The 21,405-nt window shown below is 71.4% G+C and carries 25 protein-coding genes; 14 read left to right on the top strand and 11 right to left on the bottom strand.

What is annotated here, in order from left to right:
* Window positions 1-266 precede the first annotated feature (266 nt).
* Together ABIC61_RS16835 and ABIC61_RS16830 are read left to right on the top strand one after the other, a co-directional pair.
* Entirely contained in the window at window positions 267-1,562 is a 1,296-nt protein-coding gene (locus ABIC61_RS16835) for an adenylosuccinate synthase (protein ID WP_144756307.1), read from the top strand.
* A gap of 2 nt (window positions 1,563-1,564) precedes the next feature.
* On the top strand, window positions 1,565-2,122 hold the full coding sequence (locus ABIC61_RS16830; RefSeq protein WP_354030840.1) for an arsenate reductase/protein-tyrosine-phosphatase family protein: 558 nt from the start codon (window positions 1,565-1,567) through the stop codon (window positions 2,120-2,122).
* A gap of 114 nt (window positions 2,123-2,236) precedes the next feature.
* Here the strand turns inward: ABIC61_RS16830 and ABIC61_RS16825 are convergent, their stop codons facing one another.
* Window positions 2,237-3,493, bottom strand: a complete 1,257-nt coding sequence (locus ABIC61_RS16825) for an MFS transporter (RefSeq protein ID WP_354030839.1) — start codon at window positions 3,491-3,493, stop codon at window positions 2,237-2,239.
* A gap of 54 nt (window positions 3,494-3,547) precedes the next feature.
* Here ABIC61_RS16825 and ABIC61_RS16820 point away from each other — a divergent pair, with 54 nt between their 5' ends.
* Window positions 3,548-4,327 (top strand): AraC family transcriptional regulator, encoded by a 780-nt coding sequence (locus ABIC61_RS16820; protein WP_354030838.1) that lies wholly within the window; start codon window positions 3,548-3,550, stop codon window positions 4,325-4,327.
* On the opposite strand, the gene ABIC61_RS16815 is transcribed toward ABIC61_RS16820, so the two are convergent.
* Window positions 4,248-4,535, bottom strand: coding sequence for a VanZ family protein (locus ABIC61_RS16815; protein ID WP_354030837.1), 288 nt, complete (start codon window positions 4,533-4,535; stop codon window positions 4,248-4,250). The two genes, ABIC61_RS16820 and ABIC61_RS16815, sit on opposite strands and share 80 nt — an antisense overlap.
* Window positions 4,536-4,758: 223 nt before the next feature.
* Between ABIC61_RS16815 and ABIC61_RS16810 the strand changes: the two genes are divergently transcribed.
* The 3 genes from ABIC61_RS16810 (at window position 4,759) to ABIC61_RS16800 (ending at window position 6,679) form a co-directional block, all read left to right on the top strand.
* A complete protein-coding gene (locus ABIC61_RS16810) occupies window positions 4,759-5,703 on the top strand; it encodes a hypothetical protein (protein WP_354030836.1) in 945 nt (314 codons plus the stop codon).
* Between the two features lie 214 nt (window positions 5,704-5,917).
* Window positions 5,918-6,247, top strand: a complete 330-nt coding sequence (locus ABIC61_RS16805) for a hypothetical protein (RefSeq protein WP_144756292.1) — start codon at window positions 5,918-5,920, stop codon at window positions 6,245-6,247.
* Window positions 6,248-6,319: 72 nt separating this feature from the next.
* Complete coding sequence (locus ABIC61_RS16800; RefSeq protein ID WP_354030835.1) at window positions 6,320-6,679, top strand: hypothetical protein; 360 nt, start codon at window positions 6,320-6,322, stop codon at window positions 6,677-6,679.
* Between the two features lie 22 nt (window positions 6,680-6,701).
* On the opposite strand, the gene ABIC61_RS16795 is transcribed toward ABIC61_RS16800, so the two are convergent.
* Both ABIC61_RS16795 and ABIC61_RS16790 read right to left on the bottom strand, forming a co-directional pair.
* On the bottom strand, window positions 6,702-7,436 hold the full coding sequence (locus ABIC61_RS16795; RefSeq protein ID WP_354030834.1) for an SOS response-associated peptidase: 735 nt from the start codon (window positions 7,434-7,436) through the stop codon (window positions 6,702-6,704).
* A gap of 45 nt (window positions 7,437-7,481) precedes the next feature.
* On the bottom strand, window positions 7,482-8,132 hold the full coding sequence (locus ABIC61_RS16790) for a hypothetical protein (protein ID WP_354030833.1): 651 nt from the start codon (window positions 8,130-8,132) through the stop codon (window positions 7,482-7,484).
* Between the two features lie 255 nt (window positions 8,133-8,387).
* Between ABIC61_RS16790 and ABIC61_RS16785 the strand changes: the two genes are divergently transcribed.
* Both ABIC61_RS16785 and ABIC61_RS16780 read left to right on the top strand, forming a co-directional pair.
* The gene (locus ABIC61_RS16785; RefSeq protein WP_354030832.1) at window positions 8,388-8,813 is read left to right on the top strand and encodes an organic hydroperoxide resistance protein; all 426 of its coding nucleotides are present in this window, start codon (window positions 8,388-8,390) and stop codon (window positions 8,811-8,813) included.
* 9 nt (window positions 8,814-8,822) lie between these two features.
* On the top strand, window positions 8,823-9,209 hold the full coding sequence (locus ABIC61_RS16780) for a YchJ family protein (RefSeq protein WP_354030831.1): 387 nt from the start codon (window positions 8,823-8,825) through the stop codon (window positions 9,207-9,209).
* On the opposite strand, the gene ABIC61_RS16775 is transcribed toward ABIC61_RS16780, so the two are convergent.
* Window positions 9,202-10,068 carry a shikimate dehydrogenase family protein gene (locus ABIC61_RS16775; RefSeq protein ID WP_354030830.1) on the bottom strand — a complete coding sequence of 289 codons (867 nt, stop codon included), beginning with the start codon at window positions 10,066-10,068 and terminating at the stop codon, window positions 9,202-9,204. The two genes, ABIC61_RS16780 and ABIC61_RS16775, sit on opposite strands and share 8 nt — an antisense overlap.
* A gap of 58 nt (window positions 10,069-10,126) precedes the next feature.
* Here ABIC61_RS16775 and ABIC61_RS16770 point away from each other — a divergent pair, with 58 nt between their 5' ends.
* The gene (locus ABIC61_RS16770) at window positions 10,127-11,131 is read left to right on the top strand and encodes an iron-siderophore ABC transporter substrate-binding protein (protein WP_354030829.1); all 1,005 of its coding nucleotides are present in this window, start codon (window positions 10,127-10,129) and stop codon (window positions 11,129-11,131) included.
* A gap of 87 nt (window positions 11,132-11,218) precedes the next feature.
* On the opposite strand, the gene ABIC61_RS16765 is transcribed toward ABIC61_RS16770, so the two are convergent.
* Window positions 11,219-11,623 carry a DUF1304 domain-containing protein gene (locus ABIC61_RS16765; protein ID WP_222122002.1) on the bottom strand — a complete coding sequence of 135 codons (405 nt, stop codon included), beginning with the start codon at window positions 11,621-11,623 and terminating at the stop codon, window positions 11,219-11,221.
* A 115-nt stretch (window positions 11,624-11,738) separates the two neighbouring features.
* Here ABIC61_RS16765 and ABIC61_RS16760 point away from each other — a divergent pair, with 115 nt between their 5' ends.
* The 3 genes from ABIC61_RS16760 (at window position 11,739) to ABIC61_RS16750 (ending at window position 13,625) form a co-directional block, all read left to right on the top strand.
* Window positions 11,739-12,062, top strand: a complete 324-nt coding sequence (locus ABIC61_RS16760; protein WP_144756275.1) for a chorismate mutase — start codon at window positions 11,739-11,741, stop codon at window positions 12,060-12,062.
* Window positions 12,059-13,132 (top strand): lactonase family protein, encoded by a 1,074-nt coding sequence (locus ABIC61_RS16755; RefSeq protein WP_354030828.1) that lies wholly within the window; start codon window positions 12,059-12,061, stop codon window positions 13,130-13,132. The genes ABIC61_RS16760 and ABIC61_RS16755 overlap by 4 nt, the downstream gene beginning before the upstream one ends.
* 82 nt (window positions 13,133-13,214) lie before the next feature.
* On the top strand, window positions 13,215-13,625 hold the full coding sequence (locus ABIC61_RS16750; protein WP_354030827.1) for a GNAT family N-acetyltransferase: 411 nt from the start codon (window positions 13,215-13,217) through the stop codon (window positions 13,623-13,625).
* A gap of 27 nt (window positions 13,626-13,652) precedes the next feature.
* On the opposite strand, the gene ABIC61_RS16745 is transcribed toward ABIC61_RS16750, so the two are convergent.
* The 4 genes from ABIC61_RS16745 to ABIC61_RS16730 are packed head-to-tail and all read right to left on the bottom strand — an operon-like array spanning window position 13,653 to window position 17,966.
* Complete coding sequence (locus ABIC61_RS16745; protein WP_354030826.1) at window positions 13,653-14,573, bottom strand: 2-hydroxyacid dehydrogenase; 921 nt, start codon at window positions 14,571-14,573, stop codon at window positions 13,653-13,655.
* Window positions 14,574-14,590: 17 nt separating this feature from the next.
* Window positions 14,591-16,972 carry a phosphoribosylformylglycinamidine synthase subunit PurL gene (purL, locus tag ABIC61_RS16740; protein WP_354030843.1) on the bottom strand — a complete coding sequence of 794 codons (2,382 nt, stop codon included), beginning with the start codon at window positions 16,970-16,972 and terminating at the stop codon, window positions 14,591-14,593.
* 41 nt (window positions 16,973-17,013) lie between these two features.
* Window positions 17,014-17,709, bottom strand: a complete 696-nt coding sequence (gene purQ, locus ABIC61_RS16735) for a phosphoribosylformylglycinamidine synthase subunit PurQ (RefSeq protein WP_354030842.1) — start codon at window positions 17,707-17,709, stop codon at window positions 17,014-17,016.
* A 5-nt stretch (window positions 17,710-17,714) separates the two neighbouring features.
* The gene (locus ABIC61_RS16730) at window positions 17,715-17,966 is read right to left on the bottom strand and encodes a phosphoribosylformylglycinamidine synthase subunit PurS (protein ID WP_144756263.1); all 252 of its coding nucleotides are present in this window, start codon (window positions 17,964-17,966) and stop codon (window positions 17,715-17,717) included.
* 145 nt (window positions 17,967-18,111) lie between these two features.
* Between ABIC61_RS16730 and ABIC61_RS16725 the strand changes: the two genes are divergently transcribed.
* A complete protein-coding gene (locus ABIC61_RS16725) occupies window positions 18,112-18,720 on the top strand; it encodes a PadR family transcriptional regulator (RefSeq protein WP_354030825.1) in 609 nt (202 codons plus the stop codon).
* Window positions 18,717-20,321: a DHA2 family efflux MFS transporter permease subunit gene (locus tag ABIC61_RS16720; protein WP_354030824.1), complete on the top strand. Its 1,605-nt coding sequence runs from the start codon at window positions 18,717-18,719 to the stop codon at window positions 20,319-20,321. Before ABIC61_RS16725 ends, ABIC61_RS16720 begins: the two co-directional genes overlap by 4 nt.
* A 135-nt stretch (window positions 20,322-20,456) precedes the next feature.
* Here the strand turns inward: ABIC61_RS16720 and ABIC61_RS16715 are convergent, their stop codons facing one another.
* Window positions 20,457-21,278 carry a cytochrome c oxidase assembly protein gene (locus tag ABIC61_RS16715; RefSeq protein WP_354030841.1) on the bottom strand — a complete coding sequence of 274 codons (822 nt, stop codon included), beginning with the start codon at window positions 21,276-21,278 and terminating at the stop codon, window positions 20,457-20,459.
* Window positions 21,279-21,405 lie beyond the last annotated feature (127 nt).

Genomic DNA, 21,405 nt, shown 5'->3' with positions numbered 1-21,405 from the left:
CCTTCAACCAACTGCGCCTCGCCGCGCCCGCCCACTCCCCGCGGGGGGGCTACCCCTCCACCCACCAGTACAGCCGCCCCCGAGCGGGCCCCCCCCCCCCCCCCGGCGGGGGGGGGGGGGGCCCGCGGCCCCCGCGCCTCCAGTCCGTTTCGTCGTCACCATCTCGAGCACGCGCCAGGTGGCGCGGAGGTGACCGTCCGATAGACTCGGGTGGACCACCGACCCGACGGTCGCGTGAGGTCCTCCGCCAACGTGAGGAGAACCAGATGCCCGCAGCAGTCATCATCGGCGCCCAGTGGGGCGACGAGGGCAAGGGGAAGGCCACCGACCTCCTCGGCAGCCGCATCGACTACGTCGTGAAGTTCAACGGCGGCAACAACGCCGGGCACACCGTCGTCGTCGGCGGGGAGAAGTACGCCCTGCACCTCCTGCCGTCCGGCATCCTCACGCCCGGCGTCACCCCGATCATCGGCAACGGCGTCGTCGTCGACCTCGAGGTCCTGTTCCAGGAGCTCGACGCGCTGAAGGCCCGCGGCGTCGACGTGTCCCGCTTGCTCGTGTCGGCGAACGCCCACGTCATCACGCACTACCACCGCACCATCGACAAGGTGACCGAGCGGTTCCTCGGCAAGCGCCAGATCGGCACCACCGGTCGTGGCATCGGCCCGAGCTACGCCGACAAGATCAACCGCGTCGGCATCCGCATCCAGGACATCTTCGACGAGAACATCCTGCGTCAGAAGGTCGAAGCGGCCCTCGACCAGAAGAACCACCTGCTCGTGAAGGTCTTCAACCGTCGGGCGATCGACGCGGACGAGGTCGTCGAGTCGCTGCTCTCCTTCGCCGACCGCCTGCGGCCCATGGTCGCTGACACCGGCCTCGAGATCCACCGGGCGCTCGAGCGCGGCGACACCGTCCTGTTCGAGGCCGGCCAGGCCACCATGCTCGACGTCGACCACGGCACCTACCCGTTCGTGACGTCCTCGTCGGCGACCGCCGGCGGCGCTGCGACCGGTTCCGGCATCGGCCCGGGCAAGCTCGAGCGGATCATCGGCATCGTGAAGGCGTACACGACGCGCGTCGGCGCGGGCCCGTTCCCGACCGAGCTGTTCGACGAGTCGGGGGAGTTCCTCCGCGCCAACGGCTTCGAGTTCGGCACCACGACCGGCCGTCCCCGTCGCTGCGGCTGGTACGACGCCCCGATCGCCCGGTACACGGCGCGCGTCAACGGTGTGACCGACTTCGTGCTGACCAAGCTCGACGTCCTCACCGGCCTCGAGACGATCCCGGTCTGCGTCGCCTACGACGTCGACGGCGTCCGTGTCGACGAGGTCCCCGTGAACCAGTCGGACTTCCACCACGCGAAGCCGATCTACGAGGAGTTCCCGGGCTGGACCGAGGACATCACCGGCGCCCGCTCGTTCGAGGACCTGCCCGCCAACGCCCAGGCCTACGTGCTCGCGGTCGAGGGGATGTCCGGTGCCCGGATCTCCGCGATCGGCGTCGGCCCCGGCCGTGACGCGATCGTCGTCCGGCACGACCTGCTCGGCGCCTCGGCCTGACGATGCGGGTCCTGTTCGTCTGCAGCGGCAACATCTGCCGCTCACCACTCGGCGCGCAGGTCCTGACCGCGCGGCTCGGCCGTGACGCCCCGGCGTTCACGGTCGAGTCAGCGGGCACCATCGCGCAGGACGGTGCCCCGATGGACGGCCCGGCCGCCGCGCAGTCGGAGCGGCTCGGCGGCGACCCGTCGGCGCACCGCTCCCGCTACCTGACGCCGGAGATCGCCGGTGCTGCCGACCTCGTGCTGACGGCGGAGCGCTCGCACCGTGCAGCCGTGGTGTCGCTCGCGCCGAAGGCTGCGAAGCGGGCGTTCACGATCAGGCAGTTCGCCCGGGTGCTCGACGCCCTCGAGCCCTCCGACCTGAACGGCGTGGCGACCGCGGAGCAGCTCGTGGAGCGCGTCGCCCGACTCCGGGGAACCGTGCCGCAGCCGGTCGACCCCGCGGAGGACGACGTCGACGACCCCTACCGGCGGTCGGAGGCGACGCACGAACGCGTGGCGGACGAGATCGCCGCCGCGCTCGACGTGGTCGCGGACGCCCTGCGCGCGGTGCGCTGACGCGGGTGGGCCCCGCGCCGCAGTGTGCGAGGTTCCGACGAGTGTGCGGGGGTCGCGGGCTCCCACCGTGTCCGGAACCTCGCACCTTGCGACCCGGCGCGCGGCGCGTGGCGACTACACCCGCGGCGCGAGCGCGAGCACGTGCCGGTCGCGGCTCGCGGCCACGCCGGCGACGAGCTGGACCACCAGGAGCGCCAGGAGCACCACGATCGGCACCGTCCAGCCGTCGGTCGCCGTGTGGAGCAGCCCGAGTCCGAGCGGCCCGAGCCCCGCGAGCAGGTACCCCGTGCCCTGCGCCATCGTCGACACGTGGGCGGTGTGCCGGGCATCCGGCGAGCGCCACACGATGTAGCTCAGCGACAGGCTGATCGCGCCGCCCTGCCCGAGCCCGAGCAGCGTCATCCACACCCACGCTCCGGCGGCCGGAGCGACGAGGAGTCCGACGAACCCCGCCGCGCAGAGCACCACGACGACGAGGACCGGCAGCCACGTCGGCCGCAGTCGTCGGGCGATCGCCGGACCCGTCACCCCGGTCACGATCCCCGGCAGGCTGGAGTAGGCGAGCATCAGTCCGGCCTCGTGCGCGGGGACCCCGGCGTCCTGCAGGACCGTCGGCACCCAGGTCAGGAACGCGTAGTACGACAGGCTCTGCAGCCCCATGAACCCCGTCACGGCGATCGCCACCCGGTCGCGGAACAGCCGTGCGAACGTCGGCTCGTCGACGGCCGTCACCGGGGCGTCCGCGACGGCGCGTGACCCCCGAGCGTGTCCCGGGTTCCGGAGCGCACGCGGCAGCCACACCAGGAACGCCACGACGGCGGGCACGGCCCAGAACGCCAGTGCCGGACGCCACGACCCGAACGCGCCCGTCAGCGGGACGACGGCCGCCGACGCGATCGCCGCGCTGAGGAACAGTGCCGTCGAGTACAGCCCCATCATCAGGCCGACCCGGTGCGCGAAGTCGCTCTTGATCGCCGCCGGCATGAGCACGTTCGCGACCGCGATGGCCGCGCCCGCCAGCACGGTGCCGCCGTAGAGCGCCCATCCGTGCGGCTCCAGACGGAGGGCGATCCCGACCGCCAGCACCGCCATCGTCAGGCCGAGCAGTCGGTGCAGCCCGATCCGCCGGGTGAGCACGGGCGTCAGGAACGCGAACGCCCCGAAGGCGAACACCGGGATCGTGGTGAGGAGGCTCGCCGCCGACGGGCTGAGGTGCAGCGACCACTCGATCGCCCCGAGCACGGGCCCGACCGACGCGACGCCCATCCGCAGGTTCAGCGCGACGAGCATGAGCCCGGCGCCGACGTACCAGGCGGCGAGGAGTCCGCGCCGGGATGCCGCAGTCGGAACGGGGACGGAAGCGGTGGTCATGAGACGATCACACCACCGAGCGGGTTCGGCCCGGAACACGTACGCTGCCCGGTGATGTCGGATTCCAGCCAACCGGGCAAACTGTCGGAGGACGGCCGCACCGAGGCGGCGTTCTGGTTCGCGCACGCCGAGACCGTCCCGCCGCACGTGCACCCGCTCGGGCACCTCGTGCACGCCGCGTCCGGTGTGCTGTCGCTCATCACCGACGACGGCGCGTGGATCGCCCCGCCGAACCGGGTCGCGTGGGTCCCGGCCGGTGCCGAGCACCGGCACCGGGCCCACGGGGTGACCGACATGCGCGTCGTCTACCTGTCCGAGGACGCCGCCGTGGGCCTCCCGTCGGGTCCGGCGGTCCTGGCCGCGTCGGCACTGGCCCGGGAGGCACTGCTCGCGATCACGACGACGGCTCGGCGTTCCGAGGTGGCTCGGTCCCACCTCCGTGCGGTCATCGTGGACGAGGTCGCGTCGGCCCCGGAGCAGCCCCTGCACCTGCCCGAACCCCGTGACGCCCGGTTGCGGCGCGTGGTGCGTCGGGTGGAGCGGGACCTCACGGAGCCGGTGTCGCTGGCGGGGCTCGCGGCGTGGTCGGGCGTCGGGGAGCGGACCCTGACCCGGCTGTTCCGCCAGGAGACCGGGATGGGGTACCGGCAGTGGCGGTTACAGCTGCGGGTGCACCGGGCGCTGGTGCTCCTCGCCGGCGGCCAGTCGGTGACCGATGTCGCCGCGGCCTGCGGGTGGGCGACGACGAGTCAGTTCATCGACCAGTTCTCCCCGCTCGTCGGGATGACGCCGGGTGCCTATCGGCGGGCCGCGAGCGCCGTGCCGCGAGACTGAGGACCGCGACACCGAGGAGCGCGCCGACGGTCGTACCGATCGTGTTGGCGAGCACGTCGTCGAGCGTGGCGTACCGCGCGGGCAGGAACAGCGCCTGACCGGTCTCGATCGCCGCGCTCAGCACCAGGCCGGCGAGGGCGCCCGCCCACCCCCACCGTGCGCCGGCGAACACCACGACCAGCAGCCCGAGCGGCACGAAGAACACCACGTGCGCCGGAACCCGATGAGCAGCACCGCGACGCCGTAGCGGCCGCGATGGCGACGGCGAACCGTCGGCTGCGCGCGGAGGTGCGTGCGGGGTCGGGAGCCAACCACTCGTGGGAGGTCACCGGTCGACGGTGGCGAGTCGCGCCTCCAGGCCGGATGTGTCCACGGGTGCAGCGATGCCGGCGCGGGCCGGGGGAGCGCACGTCCGCCGCTAGCCTGGCGGGATGGGTGGGGGAACACGGATGCGCACGGTCGGACTCGGCGTGGGGACCGGCGTGCTGTCCGGTGTGGTCGGCCTGCTGCCCTGGATCGTCACGGGCATGCGGCTGCCGCTGCAGAACCTCTGGGCGACCCCGACCGTCGACCCGGCCGACATGCCCGTGGCGCTGCTGCCGTTCAGTCAGTACAGCGTCGGGCTCATCGGAGCGATGCTGCTCGTCGGCGGAGCGGTCGCCGGGCTCGCCGTGCGGCTCCTGGGCGAGCGTCGGGGACTGCCCGGTCGGCTCGCCACCGTCCTCGCCGTGACCGGGCTGCTCGTCGTCCAGCTCGTCGCCCTGGTGCAGACCGCCGTGGTCACCGGGGCGGGCCTCCGGACGGACCGGTCGATCGGGACCGGTGCCGCGATCAGCGCCGCGCAGGTGTACCTCGTCGCACTGATCGCGGGGACGCTCCTGGCCATCGCGCTCGCGGTCGTGCTGCTCGTGGTGCTCGCGAGGACCGCGCCGGGCGTCGTCGTCGTCGCGGTCGCGGTGGGGGCGCTCGCCGCGGGAACCTGGGTCGACGCGTTCCTGGTGTCACCGGTCGGGTTCGCCGATGGATCCGTGTCCGCCGTGCTGTCCGTCACCCGGTGGGTGCCCGCCGTCCTGGTCGGTCTCGGCATCGCCAGGACGGGTCTGACCAGCGTCGGGCGGGTCATCGGATCCGTGCTCGCGCTCGCCGTCCTCTGGAGCGGATCGGCCGCCGTGACCGCGGTCACCGCGGCCCTCGGGACACGGGTGTACCTGCCGTACCCGCTCGAACTCGCGTCGTTCGGCGCCGAGGTCTTCCGGTCCGCACTCGGCCCGGCCGGGACCGGGATCGGCAGCGCGCTCGTCGCACTCGTCATCGGCGGCGCCGGCGCACTCGCGTGGCGATGGTGGCGGGCACGGCGGGATCGCGTCGCACCCTGATCGCCGGCGCGGTCCGGGACTGGCCGGAGAACGAGTACCCCGATCTGTCCCCTGTACCCCGGAAGTGCGTCGCACGGCCCCGGAAACCCGGGGATCACTGATGCAGCGGATTGACGGAACCCGTGAATGCGCGGGCATCGCTGGCGGCGGGAGGGGGTGTTCTCGTAGCGTTCTGGTGTCAGCAGTTGTACCCCGGATCGCGAAGGAGAGCGACATGAGCACCACCGTCAGCACCGACACCCGAGCCGAGGTCACGCTCGACACCGACACCGTCGACACGATCGCCATCCTCGAGGCTCAGGCCGAGCCGCACTCCCGCCCGTCGCGGGCCAAGCTCAGCTGGACGCAGGAGGAAGACGGCGAGTGGGTCGCAAACTACGGCGGCTACTTCGGCGGGTCGATCGACAAGCGCGACGGCCGTTACGTCGCCTCGGACACGTTCGGACTGGTCGTCGGGGACTTCGAGTCGCTCGAGCAGGCGCAGGCACAGCTCGCGGACCAGCTGCACGTCATGCTGCCCTCCGTGATCCGCCCCGTCGACTGAGCACTCCGCACCACGCACCACCACCGGTCAGCACCCGGCACCGCAGCACAGCAGGACAGCACGAGGAGCACCATGAGCACGGCCTTCGCCCACCCCCACCACGCCGAGGCGACGGCGCACGAAGCGGCCGCGCACGAGGCCACCGCGGACGAGGTCACGGTCGACACCGCCACCATCGCCGCGATCACCGAGATCGAGGCCGAGGTCGTCGCACCTGCACAACACGCGCGGATCACGTGGTCCCGCCCCGACACCGGGCTGTGGGCCGCGAACTACGGCGGGTACTACGGCGGCACGGTCGACCGTCAGGGAACGCACTTCTTCGTGTCCGACACGTTCGGCCAGTACGTCGGCGACTTCCGGTCCCTCGAGGAAGCACAGCAGCGGCTTGCCGAGCGGCTCCACGTGCTCCTGCCCGACGTGCGTCGCTGACGGGCGCCCCTGACGCCTGGGGTCAGGCGATCCGCTCGATCAGCTGTGGGCCGTCGTTCCTGACGCTGTTCACGGTGCGCGCGACCTCGTACTGCTCGAGACCAGCAGCGACCGTCAGTGACTCGTGGTCGAGCAGGGCGAGCAGATCGTCCGTGTCTCGTCCATCGGGGTCCAGCCAGTCGTCGTAGCCGTCCGGCGTGAGGAACGCCGGCATCCGGTCGTGCACCTCACCCGGCGCCACGTGGGCGTCGCGCGTGATGATCGCGAGCGAGAGCCGCCACTTGTCCGGGTCGCCCTCGGGCTTCGTCGGGTCCGGCCAGGCGCTCACCACGCCGGCCATGGCGAGTGCGCCGCCGGGCTCGTGGACGAAGTGCGGTTCCTTGCCGTCCTCGCGCACGACCCACTCGTAGTAGCCCTGCGCGGGCACGATGCACCGGTTCGTGGCGAACGCCCGCTTGAACATGCCGGTCGTCGCCACCGTCTCGATGCGCGCGTTGATCGGCTTCGGGCGCTGCTTCTGGAAGTCCTTCGCCCAGCTCGGCACGAAGCCCCAGCTGATCCGGGGGAGTTCCCGTTCGCCGTGCCGCTGCCGGACCGCGAACACCGGATCGGTCGGAGCGACGTTCCAGCTCGGGACGAGGCCGGTGCCGACCACGCCGGTGTCCTCGTCCACGTGCTCGGTCCGATCGGCGAGCTCACCGATCAGTTCCGGCAGCAGATCGGCCGTGGTGTCGGAGACGACGAACCTTCCACACATGACCCCAGTGTGCTCGCGACCACCGACAGGCGTGCGGTCGATCACTCACCGGGCAGGCCCAGCTTCGAACCGGTCGGATCCCGTCGCCACTGCGGACCGTAGGAGTCGGCCGGCGGCGTGGTGGCGAGCGCGTTCGGAGCGGCCCAGCCGGACGACCATGTCCGGGATCATCCCGACGTACAGGACGGGCCACACGAAGACGACGGAGCGGAAGCCGCCGGCGACGATCGCCCCGAGACAGAGCAGCGCGAGCCCGACGATCGTCGGACCGAACCGGGACAGCCGTCTGATCAACCCGCGCTGCAGCAGGGGCACATCGTTCAGGACCGCAGCGCGGTCGTCCGGAGCGACTGGGCGGGGGCGTCGGTCGAGGTACGGCTGGACCGACCAGCGCACGGCCATCAGCGTGTCCGGACGGACCTGTCGCCCGTTGATCGTCACCGCTGGGTCGACCGGCCGTGCGGTCCGGAAGCAGCCGAGGCACACCAGGCCGACACCGGCGGTGGTCAGCGCGATGGTGACGACGACTCCCAGCGCGGACGTTCCCGCCCAGGCGAACCGCACCTGCAGGACCACGGCTGCGATGAGTGCGAGGACCGCCGCGACGATGGAGATCCGGATCGCCCGGCGGACGCGGAGCGGATCGACGACGTCGCCGATCCGCTCCCACAGCACCTGCCAACCGAGTCCGAACACGAGACTTCTTCTACTCGGTCGGTCTGAGAGTGGCGCGTGCCGGGCTACCCGTGGGTCGAGGGAGCAGAAATCGTCCAGTGTGCTGCGGCGACTCGACGATTGGTGCTCACTCGATCGGGTATGGGGCCGGACACGCCCGGGTGCGGGCTCGCATGGGGCCGGACACGCCCGGGTGCGGGCTTCGGGAGCGCGGGCAGCCCGCACCGTGACGCCGCGGCCCAGCGCTCGCTCAGGAAGGCGCGGTGCGCTCGACCCATGAGCCTCGACATCGTCTACACCGCAGCCGCCCACGCCACCGGCGGAGGCCGCGACGGCCACGTGCGCAGCGAGGACGACCGCCTCGACCTCGACACCCGCCCGCCGAAGGAGATGGGCGGCAGCGGCGAGGGCACCAACCCGGAGCAGCTCTTCGCTGCCGGGTACGCCGCGTGCTTCCTCGGTGCGCTGCACGCCGCCGGCAAGGAGCTCGAGGTCGACACCACCGACGCCGAGGTCTCGGCCGAGGTCGGCATCGGCAGCAACGGGCAGGGCGGCTTCGGCCTCGCGGTCGAGCTCGACGTGTACGCCCCGTCGGCCCGTCCGGAGCAGCGGCAGCGCCTCGCCGAGCGCGCGCACGAGATCTGCCCCTACTCGAACGCCACCCGCGGCAACATCACGGTCGCCATCTCGATCGTCGACTAGCGTTCCGGCGTGGTCACCGACGAGTCGCGCTGCCCCTGCCTGAGCGGCAACTCCTACGGGGAGTGCTGCGGACCCCTGCACGGCGGCGCGGCGGCACCGACGGCCGAGCGGCTGATGCGCTCGCGGTTCAGCGCGTTCGCGCTCGGTCTGCCCGAGTACCTCCTGCTGACGTGGCACCCGCGGACGCGGCCGGAGGACCTCGAGTTGGACGCGGATCAGCGTTGGACCCGGTTGGACGTGCTGTCGACGCGGTCTGGAGGCCCGTTCGACTCCTATGGAACGGTCGCGTTCCGCGCGTGGTGGCGTTCCGATACCGAGCGCGGCACGCTCGAGGAGACGAGCGAGTTCGTCCGCGAGGGCGGCCGCTGGTACTACGTGGACGGCGTCGTCAGCTGAGCAGGGTGGGCGGCAGCCCCACGGCGGCGCGCATCGCCCGCCGCACGTCCGCCTCGGCGGGCAGCAGCTCGTCCTGGTCGCCGGTGAGGAAGAACCGGATCTGTCCGAGCGCCTGCTCCGTGAGCATGTCGAGGCCGTTGAGCACCCGGCCGCCCGCACCGGCCCAGCGCGAGGCGACCGCGGTGGGCCACGGCTCGTAGGCGACGTCGAACAGCACGGCGTCGGGCCCGGTCGGCACCAGCTCGAGGGTGTCCGCGGCACCACCGGGCAGGGTCGAGACGACGAACCCGTGCCGTGTCCCGGGAAGGTCCGTCAGGGGCAGGACCTCGAGCGAGATGCCGAGCCGCACGGCCAGGTCGACGAGTGCTCCGGCCTTCGCGGTGTCGCGGAGGAACAGCCGCACCAGGGTCGCACCGAGCCGGACGGCGGCCGTGAGGGCGCTCGCCGCGGTCGCACCACCGCCGAGGACCGTCGCCTCACCGGGCAGGTGGCCGAGTGCCTCGACCGGTCGGACGAGCCCCTCGACGTCGGTGTTCGCCCCGTACCGCAACACGGTGTCGCCGGAGGTCCGGAAGGCGATGGTGTTGGCGACCCCGAGCTCGTCGACCAGCGGAGTGGTCCGGTCGAGGAGCGGCAGCACGTCCCGCTTGAGCGGCATCGTGAGGCTCAACCCACGCCACTCCGGACCCAGCCCCGCGACGAACGCACCGAGCTCGTGGGACGCGACCTCGTGCCTCCCGTACGACCACGGCAACCCCAGGACGTCGTAGGCCGCTGCGTGCAGCGTGGGGGAGAGGGAGTGCGCGATGGGGGAGCCGAGCACCGCGAGCCGGGTGCGGGCGGGATCGGTGACGGCCACGGTCGTCCAGCCTATCCAGACGTTTTCCGTACCGGGTCGTTAGGTTAGGCTACCCTTCGTGATCCGTACTCCCCTCCGTCTCCGACGCGTGCTTGCCGCTGCCGGTGCCGTCGTCGCAGCGTCCCTCGTCCTCGCCGGGTGCGCCTCCGGCTCCGGCTCCCCGTCCTCCTCGTCATCGGGGTCGTCCGGCGGGGCCTTCCCGGTGTCCATCACCACCGCGCTCGGCACCACGAAGATCGAGTCGCAGCCGAAGCGCGTCGTCGCCCTCGGGTGGGGCGACGCCGAGACGGCACTCGAGCTCGGCGTGCAGCCCGTCGGCGCGAGCGACTGGCTCGCCTTCGGTGGCGACGGTGTCGGCCCCTGGCTGAAGGGTGCCTACACGAAGTCGCCGAAGATCATCCAGACGCTCGAGCCGAGCTACGAGGACATCCTCAAGCTCAAGCCCGACGTGATCCTCGACGTGAAGTCCTCCGGTGACAAGGACCGCTACGCCAAGCTGTCCGCGATCGCGCCGACCGTGGCGATCCCGAAGGGCGGCGAGAACTACCTCGCCTCGACCCAGCAGCAGACCACGATGATCGCGAAGGCCCTCGGCAAGGAAGCGGAGGGCAAGAAGCTGCTCTCCGATCTCGACGACGCCTACGCCGCGGCACGCAAGGCGCACCCGGAGTTCGAGGGCAAGACCGCCGTCGTCGGGGCCTACAGCTCCGAGGGCTTCGGTGCCTACGCCTCCACGGACAGCCGTTCGACGTTCATGCGGAACCTCGGCTTCACCATCCCGAAGGCCATCGACGAGCAGGCCGGCAAGGCGTTCTCGGTGCACCTGTCGGACGAGAACCTCGACCTGTTGAACGCCGACCTGACGCTCATCCTGCCGATCTACGTCGACGCGTCGAAGGCCGAGGCGGACCCGCTGTTCCAGAAGGTGCCGTCGGTCGAGGCCGGGCACTCCATCGTGTTCGACGACGCCGACGTGTCCTCGGCGTTCTCGATGGGGACCACCGCGGCGATCGAGTGGGCGCTCGAGAAGCTGCCGGACGAGTTCCAGGCGAAGCTCGGCTGACCTACCGGAACTTGCTGTCAAAGCGACAGTGTGCCGCCGTTGTTCGGCGGCACACTGTCGCTTTCGCGTGTGCGACGGTCGCGGCGGTCAGGATCCGAACGTGGACCCGAGGAACGCGAACAGCAGTGCGATCAGGGGGAACGCGCCCTGCACGAACGCGGAGTTGAGGTAGCGGCGGCCGGTGCCGGCGAGGACCACCGCGGCACCGAGCATCGACGCCGTCGCGAACACCACGAGGGTCCACCCGCTCGCGCTGTTGCCCGCGACGACGAGCACCACACCGAGGACCGCACCGATCGCGAGGAAGAGGTTGTAGAACCCCTGGTTGAACGCCATCGAGCGGGTCGCCTGCACCTCGGTCTCCGACGACAGGCCGAAGATCTTGCGCACCCGGGGACTCGTCCACGCCACGGACTCGAGGAAGAAGATGTACACGTGCACGAGGCCAGCGAGGACCGCAAACACGCTCGAGATCACGAGCAGGACCGACATGACCCCCATTCTCGCAGTTCCGAAGCCGTGCTCAGGTCCCGCTCAGGTTGCGGCGGCGGACGCGCGCGTGTGTAACCGACACCTGGTGGCCAGCCCCGGCCGTTAGGCTCGCAGCATGAGCGACGACGACACCACGCCCGCGTACGACCAGGCGGCCGTCGCCGAACTCGGCAGCATCCGGCAGAGCATCGACAACATCGACGCCGCAGTGATCCACATGCTCGCCGAGCGGTTCAAGTACACCCAGCGGGTGGGGTACCTCAAGGCCGCCGCGGGCATGCCGGCCGCCGACCCCGGTCGCGAGCAGGTCCAGGTCGCACGGCTCCGCTCACTCGCCGCCGAGTCGCACCTCGACCCCGCCTTCGCCGAGAAGTTCCTGAACTTCATCGTCGCCGAGGTCATCCACCACCACGAGCAGATCGCCGGCGGCGACGCGTGAGCGACACCCTCCCGGCGTTGCTCGTCGGCTCCTACACCGCCACGGGCGGCGGCAACGCCACGGGGATCTCGATCGTCCCTGCCGGTCCCGTCGGTGACGCCGAGGCCCGTACCGTCGCGGTCAAGGACGACCCGTCCTTCCTCGCGGTGTCGGGAGACCGCGTCTACGCCGTCTCCGAGACCGCGGACGGCGGCGTCTCGGCGTTCCGTCGCGACGGCGCAGCGCTCGAGCACCTCTGGGACGCCCCGGCCGGCGGCGACGCCCCGTGCCACGTCCGGGTCGACCCGTCCGGTTCGCTCGTCGTCACCAACTACGTCTCCGGCACCGTGACGGCGATCTCGCTCGAGGCGGCCGAGTCCCACGCCGCATCACTCCTCGCGAGCGACGGGGTCGTGGGGACCCACGGAAGCGATGACGTCGGCGTGCCCGCCGCGGCCGTCGTGACCGAGGTCCTGCCCGACGCCACCGGACCCGTCGAGGACCGCCAGGAGGGGCCGCACGCCCACCAGTCGGTCGCCACTCCGGACGGCACCGTGCTCGTCGCGGACCTCGGGGGCGACGCCCTGCACGAGTTCCGGATCACCGCCGAACCCGCGATCTCGCTCGTCCGTGTCCACCACGTGGCACCGGGCGTCGGACCGCGACACCTGGCCTGGCACGACGGGGACCTGATCGTCGCCGGCGAGCTGGACGGGCACGTGCACCGCCTGCGCCGTGACGACTCCGGTTCGTTCGTGACCATCGCGTCGACGGCGACGTTCGAGGGTTCGGTGGGGGAGTCCCTGCTCAGCCACATCGAGGTCGACGACGCCGGGCTCGTGTACGTCGCCGTCCGTGGGCGGGACCTGATCGTCGTGCTCGACGCCTCCGACGGCGGGCTGTCGCTCGTCGGTTCGGCGTCGTCGGGCGGTGTCTGGCCACGACACTTCGCGCGCGTGCCCGGACACGTCCTCGTCGCGAACCAGATGTCCGACGCGATCGCCGTCCTGCCGATCGGCGACGACGGCGTCCCCGGCGAGGCCGTCGCGCAGATCCCGGTCGGCACGCCGACCTGCATCATCCCGGTCTGACGCGGCGTCACGTCGCCCCCGGGACGCTGCGATCCGGCCTGGAGGCACGGTGCGTGTCACCGGGACCGGCCAGACTGGGGAGATGGACGCGTCCTACACCCTCGTCTCCGGTCCGCCTCCGCTCGCCGACTACCTCCGGCTGCGCCGGGACTCCGGCCTGACGCCGAAGAACGCCGAGCAGGGCGCCGGAGCGATCGCGGGCAGCTGGTCGGCGTGCCACGTCGTGGACGAGCAGGGCACACCGGTCGCGATGGGGCGGACGATCGGCGACGGCGGGTGGTACTTCCACATCGCGGACATCGCCACGGACCCGGCTCACCAGCGCCGCGGGCTCGGACGCCGGGTCGTCGAACGGCTCCTCGAGGACGTCCGCTCCCGGGCACCCGAGGGAGCGTACGTCACCCTCGTCGGGGACCTACCCGGGCAGCGGCTCTACCGGTCGCTCGGGTTCGAGGACGTCGCACCGAGCCTCGGGATGGCGCGACTGACCTGAACCGCGTCGGACGTCAGCCGTCAGCCGTCAGTTGTCGATGAGGTTCTCGAACGGGCGACCCTCGGCCAGCGCCCCCACCTGCCGGCGCATGAGCTCGATCGACCTCGGGACGCTCAGGTCGGTGTTGCCGCCGACGTGCGGGGTCAGGACCGTGTTCGGTGTCGTCCAGAGCGCGTGCCCCGCGGGGAGCGGTTCGGGATCGGTGACGTCGAGCGCCGCCGAGAGGCGTCCGGACTGCAGCTCGGCCACGAGGGCGTCGGTGTCGACGACCTTGCCGCGCGCGACGTTCACCACGAGGGCGCCGTCGGGGAGCGCAGCGAGCAGGTCCGCGTCCACCAGTCGTTCGGTCTCGTCCGTCAGCGGGGCGATGAGGACGAGCACGTCGGTCTCCGGCGCGATCGACGGCAGCGCACCGAACGCGTGCACCTGTCGGCCGTCCTGCTCGCGCGCGGTGCGTGCCACCACGGTCACCTCGGTGCGGAACGCCTCGAAGCGCGTGGCGATCGCGGAACCGATCGCCCCGTAGCCGACCACCGTCACCCGGCGGTCGGCCAGGGAACGGGTGGTCCGGGCGTCCCAGACCCCGTTCGCGCGGTCGGTCTGGAACGCCCCGAGCTCGCGCAGTGACGTCAGCGCGAGCCCCACCGCGAGTTCGGCGGTCTCGTCGTCGTGGATGCCGCGGCCGTTCGCGAGCTGCGCGTGGCCGGGGACGTGCGGGACCGCGTGCTCGTACCCGGCGCTCGGCAGCTGGAGCAGCTGGAGGTTCGGCAGGTCGTGCACGTACTGCCACCGGTGCCGCCCGCCGAAGTAGAACGGCAGGAACGCGATGGCGACGTCGTCGGGGCGTCCGTACGGCGCCTCGACGTCCCACACGTCCAGCTCGATGCCGTCCGGCACGGGGCCGAACCGGTCGACGAGCTCGGCGAACGGCAGCGTGACGATCGGCATCCTGTCGTCGACCGCTGTCAGGAGTCGGTCCGCGGCGAGAACGCGCCGTCGGAGTCGAGCGGACCCCGGCCGACGTAGCCCTCGGTCACGTCCTCGACGATGACGTCCCCGAAGCGGCCCGGCAGCGTGGCGTTGTGCGTGCCGCGCAGCTCGTCGATCGTCGCCTCGAACGCACCCTGGACCTCGAGCGACCCGCTCGTGGCGTCCGTGACACCGATGCGGAGCACCGGGAAGCCGCGGCCGTCGCAGAGGCCCTGGAAGCGGACGTCGTCCTCGCGTCGGACGGTCACGATGACGCGGCCGGTCGACTCGGAGAAGAGCGCGGTGGCCGTGTCGACGCCGTCGCGGGCCTCGAGCTCGTCGAGCACCACGCGGGCGCCGAGGCCGAACCGGAGCACCGACTCCGCGAGCGACTGGCCGAGGCCGCCGTCCGCCAGGTCGTGGGCGCTGGTCAGCAGCTGCTCGCTCGCCGCCGCGTGCAGGAGGTCCGCGAGGGCCTTCTCACGCTCGAGGTCGACCGCCGGCGGGCGACCGCCGAGGTGGCCGTGCACAGTGCCGGCCCAGGCCGAACCGTCCAGCTCGAGCGACGTGGTGCCGAGCAGGTAGATGTTGTGTCCGTCGTCCTGCCAGCCGGAGGGCACGCGGAGTGCGACGTCCTCGATCACACCGAGGACACCGACGACCGGGGTCGGGTGGATCGGCGTGGTCCCGGTCTGGTTGTAGAACGAGACGTTGCCGCCGGTCACCGGGATCCCGAGCTCCATGCAGCCGTCGGCGAGGCCCTCGACGGCCTCGGAGAACTGCCACATGACCTCGGGGTTCTCCGGCGAGCCGAAGTTCAGGCAGTCGGTCACGGCCGCGGGGACGGCACCGGTCACGGCGACGTTCCGGTACGCCTCGGCGAGGGCCAGCCGTGCGCCCTGCTTCGGGTCGAGCTGGCAGTAGCGGCCGTTCGCGTCGGTGGCGATCGTGACGCCGAGCCCGGTCTCCTCGTCGACGCGGATCATGCCGCCGTCGTCGGGGAAGGAGAGCGCGGTGTTGCCGAGCACGTAGGTGTCGTACTGGTTCGTCACCCAGTTCTTCGACGCGAGGTTCGGCGAGCCGAGCAGGCTGAGGAACTGCGCCTTGAGCGCGGGGCCGTCGGCCGGACGCGCGAGCGAGGCGGCGGTGTCGGCCTGCAGCGCGTCGATCCAGGTCGGGTAGGCGACGGGACGGTCGTACACCGGGCCGTCGACGGCGACCGTGCGCGGGTCGACGTTCACGATCTCCTGACCCTGCCAGTCGATGACGAGACGGCCGGTGCCGGTGACCTCGCCCAGGACGCTGGTCTCGACCTCCCACTTGCCGACGACCGCGAGGAACGCGTCGAGCTTCTCGGGGCGGACGACCGCCATCATGCGCTCCTGGCTCTCCGACATGAGGATCTCCTCGGCGGTGAGCGTGGGGTCGCGCAGCAGGACGTCGTCGAGCGAGATGTGCATGCCGCCGTCGCCGTTGGACGCGAGCTCCGAGGTGGCGCAGGAGATGCCGGCGGCACCGAGGTCCTGGATGCCCTCGACCAGTTCCTTCTGGAAGAGCTCGAGGCAGCACTCGATGAGGACCTTCTCGGCGAACGGGTCGCCGACCTGGACTGCCGGACGCTTGGTCGGGCCGCCCTCGGTGAAGGTGTCGGACGCCAGGATCGACGCGCCGCCGATGCCGTCGCCACCGGTGCGCGCACCGAAGAGCACGACCTTGTTGCCGGCGCCGGAGGCGTTCGCGAGGTGCAGGTCCTCGTGCCGGAGGACACCGACCGCGAGGGCGTTGACGAGCGGGTTGCCCTGGTAGACGGAGTCGAAGTAGGTCTCGCCGCCGATGTTCGGCAGGCCGAGGCAGTTGCCGTAGAACGAGATGCCACCGACGACGCCGTGCACGACGCGCTGGGTGTCCTCGTGGTCGATCGCGCCGAAGCGGAGCTGGTCCATCACGGCGACCGGACGAGCACCCATCGAGATGATGTCGCGGACGATGCCGCCGACACCCGTCGCGGCGCCCTGGTACGGCTCGACGTAGGAGGGGTGGTTGTGCGACTCGACCTTGAAGGTCACCGCCCAGCCGTTGCCGACGTCGACGACACCGGCGTTCTCGCCCATGCCGACCATGAGGTTCTTCGTCATCTCCGGCGTGACCTTCTTGCCGAACTGCCGGAGGTAGTTCTTGCTCGACTTGTACGAGCAGTGCTCGGACCACATCACCGAGTACATCGCCAACTCGCCCGAGGTGGGGCGGCGGCCGAGGATCTCGCGGATCTTCGCGTACTCGTCCGCCTTGAGCCCGAGGGCCTGGTACGGCTGGTCCTTGTCGGGGGTCGCGGCGGCGTCCTGGACGGTGTCGGGCTTGGGGCGCACGAAGGTCGTCACGGTGTTGTCGTTCCCTGCTGAGGTGGCGTCGGTCGGCTCGGTCACTTGACCAGCGTCGACTCGATCACGGAGGTGAAGAAGGTGAGGCCGTCCGTGCCGGAGGCCATCGCCGCGGGGGTGTCCGGGCCGAAGCCGGGCTCCGTCGCGTGCTCGGGGTGCGGCATGAGGCCGACGACGTTGCCGCGCTCGTTCGAGACGCCCGCGATGTCGTCGATCGACCCGTTCGGGTTCACGCCGACGTAGCGGAACACGACCTGGCCGTTGTCCTCGATGCGCTTGATCTCGTCGGGGTCCGCCACGAAGCGACCGTCGGCGTTCTTCAGCGGGATCGTGATCTCCTGCTGGGCGCTGAAGCCCGAGGTCCACACGGTCCCGGTGGTCTCGACGCGGAGCTTCTGATCGCGGCGGATGAACTGCTGGTGCGCGTTGCGGGTGTGCGCGCCGGGCACGAGGCGGGCCTCGGCCAGCATCTGGAACCCGTTGCAGATGCCGAGCACGGGCATGCCCTTGCCGGCGGCGTCGATGACCTCGGCCATGATCGGCGCCTTCGCGGCGATCGCACCCGCACGCAGGTAGTCGCCGTAGGAGAACCCGCCGGGCAGGACGATGGCGTCGACCCCCTGGAGGTCGTGGTCGCCGTGCCAGAGCGCGACGGGCTCGGCGCCGGCGAGGCGGACCGCGCGCTGGGCGTCGCGGTCGTCGAGCGAGCCCGGGAACGTGATGACGCCGATGCGCATCGAGGTCACTGGCCTTCGACCGTCACGGACACGACGTCCTCGATGACGGCGTTCGAGAAGACGTCCGCCGCGATCGCACGGACCTCGGCGAGCTTGGCGTCGTCGACCGGGCCGTCGACGGCCACCTCGAAGCGCTTGCCGATGCGGACGTTGGTCAGGTCGGCGTTGCCGAGTCGGGCCAGGGCGTTGCCCACGGCCTTTCCCTGCGGGTCGAGGATCTCGGCCTTGGGCATGACCTCGACGACGATCGTTGGCACGTGTTCACTCCAGCGCTTCGGGGGTGGGTGGGACCCGACCAGTCTAAGCGGCGCGCGCGGCGCGCCCGACCGCTTGTGGAGAACCCATCCAAGGCGTATATTCCAAGTCGAATAGTCCAAACGGAACACCGACCTGGAGGCACGGATGACGTCGATCACGCCGCTCGCGTTCGCCGCGCTCGGGCTCCTCGCCGAGGCGCCGATGCACCCCTACGAGATGTTCCAGACGATGCTGCAGCGGCGCGAGGACCTGAACGTCAAGGTCCGGCCGAGCACGCTGTACCACCAGATCGGCCGGCTGGTCGACCTCGGGTACGCCGAGGCGCTCGGCACCGCTCGCGAGGGCAACCGCCCGGAACGCACGACCTACGCGATCACCGACCACGGTCGGACCGCGCTCGAGGACGGTCTCCGCCGCATGATCGCCGAGCCGGCGGACGAGTACCCGGAGTTCCAACTCGCGGTCTCGCACATCGACAACCTGAGCGCTGCGGACGCGGTGACCGCCCTGCGGGCACGCGCCGACGCGCTCCGGGGCGAACGCGAGGAGTACGACCAGGCCGCCGCGGGCCTCCAGGCCAAACAGCTGGCGGGCCGCTTCTGGCTCGACGTGTCGTACGTCCGTGTCATGCTCACCGCGCAGATCGAGTGGCTCTCCGGGACCGCCGACCGGATCGCGAGCGGCGACGTCCCCTGGGACGGCCCGGCCGTCCCCCCGAACACCACCCAGACCAACAAGGAAAGCACTCGATGACAACCGTCGAAAAGAAGCCGTGGCCCGCCCTGTGGGCCCTCGTCGTCGGATTCTTCATGATCCTCGTCGACTCGACCATCGTGTCGGTCGCGACCCCCACCATCGCCGCGAAGCTCCACGCGGACATCAACTCCGTGATCTGGGTGACGAGCGCGTACCTCCTCGCCTACGCCGTACCACTGCTCATCACCGGCCGCCTGGGTGACCGGTTCGGCCCGAAGGTCCTCTACCAGGTCGGTCTCGTCGTCTTCACGCTCTCGAGCCTCTGGTGCGGCCTGGCCGGGTCGATCGAGGTGCTCATCATCGCCCGTGTCGTGCAGGGTCTCGGCGCCGCGATGATGACGCCGCAGACGATGGCCGTCATCACGCGCATCTTCCCGCCGCAGAACCGCGGTGCGGCGATGGGCCTCTGGGGTGCTGTCGCCGGTGTCGCCTCGCTCGTCGGACCGATCGTCGGCGGCCTGCTCGTCGACGGTTTCGGCTGGGAGTGGATCTTCTTCGTCAACGTGCCGGTGGGCATCGTCGCGTTCGTGCTCGCGCAGCGCTTCGTCCCGACCTTCGACCGCCACGGGCACCGCTTCGACTACCTCGGCATCGTGCTGAGCGCGGTCGGCATGTTCCTGCTCGTCTTCGGCATCCAGGAGGGCGAGACCTACGACTGGGGCACCATCACCGGTCCGATCTCGGTCTGGTCGCTCATCATCGCGGGCGTCGTCGTGCTCGCCGCGTTCGTGGTGTGGCAGGGCGTCCAGAAGGGCGAGCCGCTGCTGCCGCTCGGCCTGTTCAAGGACCGCAACTTCACCCTGGCCAACATCGCCATCACCGCCGTCGGCGTCGCGATCTCCTCGTTCGCCCTGCCGATCATGCTGTGGGCGCAGGACGTCCTGACCTTCAGCCCGACCCAGGCCGCGCTGCTGCTCGTCCCGCAGGCCGTGCTGTCCGCCGGACTCGCGCCGCTCGTCGGCAAGAACCTCAACCGCTGGAGCCTCCGCTGGGTCGCCGCGTTCGGCCTCGCCTGCTTCTCGGGTGCGCTCTTCTGGTTCGGGGCGCTCCTGGCCTCGGGCTCCGACTGGGGCTGGGTCCTGCTGCCGTCGACGTTGCTCGGTCTCGCCAACGCGTGCATGTGGGGGCCGCTCTCGGTCTCCGCGACCCGCAACCTGCCGCCGAAGCTCGCCGGCGCGGGCTCCGGCGTCTACAACACCACCCGTCAGATCGGTGCCGTCCTCGGCTCCGCCGGCATCGCAGCGCTGATCGAGGCCCGCATCACGGCGAACTTCCCGGCGTCGACCGGTGGCACGAGCGGCGGCGGTGCCGAGCAGCAGGTCGGGGCGCTCCCCGGGTTCCTGCAGCAGCCGTTCGCCACGGCGATGGGGCAGTCGCTCGTCCTGCCGGCCGTGGTGCTCGTCGTCGCGATCGTGGCGGCGCTGTTCCTCGCGAAGCCGAAGCAGACCGTGGCGTGGCAGCAGACCGGTGCCGTGTCGGACGGATCGTCGACGGCCGCCGAGCAGCGTCACGGGGTGCACGCCGCAGCAGCGGCGCCGGCGACCCCCGAGGCGGAACTCGCAGCGACCGATCACCACGGGCGACACTCGGGCGAGTAGCCCCGCGCTGGGCAGTCTGACGCGGCGCCCACGGAGCAGAAATCGTCGGGTGCCGCGATCGGACCCGACGATTTCTGCTCAGTCGACGAGGACGAGCGGCCCCAGCGCGCGGCGAGCCCCGACGCGCGCCGCGGCTCACCCCCGGCGCTGCAGGTGCGCCCGGGTGAGCTCCTCCATCTCCTCGTCGGTGAGGGCGTCGATCGTGCGGGCCTCGCGGCGGTCGGTGCGCTGCCACCTGATGAAGAGCGAGATGAGCACGGGGATGTCCGCGACCTCGGCGATGAACCACAGCAGGTCACCCGCCAGGTGTTGATCGCGCAGCGGTGACGGGAACCACGGCTGCCCGACCGCCTGCACCACCGAGCCGTCGAGCACGTGGTTCGTGATCCGCAGGACGATGCCCGGGATCGCGTCCGCCATCAGCTCGACGAACGCCAGCAGGAACTCGACCGTGACGAACGTCGACGAGCGGAGGACGCCCGGCTCGGACAGCGGCGTGAGGAGCGTGAACCCCAGCACCGGCACGAGCACCGTGATCGCGGTGGTCCAGACCGGGGACTCGCGGATGGTCGCCGCGAACGGGGTGAGCAGCACGCAGAACAGCGCGAGGGCGATCAGGGGCGAGACGATCGCGTTGCCGAGGAACCGCGCCGGACGCGACCGCAGCATCGCTGTGGCGGTCTGCGCGAGGCGATGCGGGCCTCCAGTCCGCAGCAACGAGACGGGCGCGGCGAACGCGGCGAAGGTGGGGACCGCGAAGAAGAGCAGGGCGAGGCGCAGCACGAACGCCCAGCGGAGCTGCTGGTCGTAGACGCCGACGATGCCGAACTGCAGGATCCCGAACAGGACGAGCGCGCCGACGAAGGCGAGGCTCCGCCACCACGGCCAGCGCGCACCGCGGCGTGCTGCTCCGACCACCCACCACCCGTAGGTGATCGCGGCGACGCCGATGAGCACCGCAGCCAACGGGTCGACGTGCCAGATGCTCCAGAACTCGGGTGTCGACGGCGTGGGGTGCCTCCTGCGGATCGTCCTGCCGACGACAATCCTCCGCCCGCAGCACGCCTCCGGAGGGCTGCGGGCG

The sequence above is a fragment of the Curtobacterium sp. 1544 genome (assembly GCF_040544915.1).
Lineage (GTDB): Bacteria > Actinomycetota > Actinomycetes > Actinomycetales > Microbacteriaceae > Curtobacterium > Curtobacterium pusillum_C.
The sequence above is the reverse complement of the archived record's forward strand: the minus strand, read 5'-3'. Positions and strand labels throughout refer to the sequence as shown.

What these genes read in the sequence shown, in the direction of transcription:
- ABIC61_RS16810 (WP_354030836.1), top strand. Translation starts at nt 4,759, where the DNA reads ATGGGTGGGGGAACACGGATGCGCACGGTCGGACTCGGCGTGGGGACC.
- ABIC61_RS16765 (WP_222122002.1), bottom strand. Translation starts at nt 11,623, where the DNA reads ATGTCGGTCCTGCTCGTGATCTCGAGCGTGTTTGCGGTCCTCGCTGGC.
- purQ (WP_354030842.1), bottom strand. Translation starts at nt 17,709, where the DNA reads ATGCGCATCGGCGTCATCACGTTCCCGGGCTCGCTCGACGACCGCGAC.
- ABIC61_RS16720 (WP_354030824.1), top strand. Translation starts at nt 18,717, where the DNA reads ATGACAACCGTCGAAAAGAAGCCGTGGCCCGCCCTGTGGGCCCTCGTC.
- ABIC61_RS16820 (WP_354030838.1), top strand. Translation starts at nt 3,548, where the DNA reads ATGTCGGATTCCAGCCAACCGGGCAAACTGTCGGAGGACGGCCGCACC.
- ABIC61_RS16830 (WP_354030840.1), top strand. Translation starts at nt 1,565, where the DNA reads ATGCGGGTCCTGTTCGTCTGCAGCGGCAACATCTGCCGCTCACCACTC.
- ABIC61_RS16800 (WP_354030835.1), top strand. Translation starts at nt 6,320, where the DNA reads ATGAGCACGGCCTTCGCCCACCCCCACCACGCCGAGGCGACGGCGCAC.
- ABIC61_RS16795 (WP_354030834.1), bottom strand. Translation starts at nt 7,436, where the DNA reads ATGTGTGGAAGGTTCGTCGTCTCCGACACCACGGCCGATCTGCTGCCG.
- ABIC61_RS16785 (WP_354030832.1), top strand. Translation starts at nt 8,388, where the DNA reads ATGAGCCTCGACATCGTCTACACCGCAGCCGCCCACGCCACCGGCGGA.
- ABIC61_RS16760 (WP_144756275.1), top strand. Translation starts at nt 11,739, where the DNA reads ATGAGCGACGACGACACCACGCCCGCGTACGACCAGGCGGCCGTCGCC.
- ABIC61_RS16725 (WP_354030825.1), top strand. Translation starts at nt 18,112, where the DNA reads ATGACGTCGATCACGCCGCTCGCGTTCGCCGCGCTCGGGCTCCTCGCC.
- ABIC61_RS16750 (WP_354030827.1), top strand. Translation starts at nt 13,215, where the DNA reads ATGGACGCGTCCTACACCCTCGTCTCCGGTCCGCCTCCGCTCGCCGAC.
- ABIC61_RS16805 (WP_144756292.1), top strand. Translation starts at nt 5,918, where the DNA reads ATGAGCACCACCGTCAGCACCGACACCCGAGCCGAGGTCACGCTCGAC.
- ABIC61_RS16835 (WP_144756307.1), top strand. Translation starts at nt 267, where the DNA reads ATGCCCGCAGCAGTCATCATCGGCGCCCAGTGGGGCGACGAGGGCAAG.
- ABIC61_RS16745 (WP_354030826.1), bottom strand. Translation starts at nt 14,573, where the DNA reads ATGCCGATCGTCACGCTGCCGTTCGCCGAGCTCGTCGACCGGTTCGGC.
- ABIC61_RS16825 (WP_354030839.1), bottom strand. Translation starts at nt 3,493, where the DNA reads ATGACCACCGCTTCCGTCCCCGTTCCGACTGCGGCATCCCGGCGCGGA.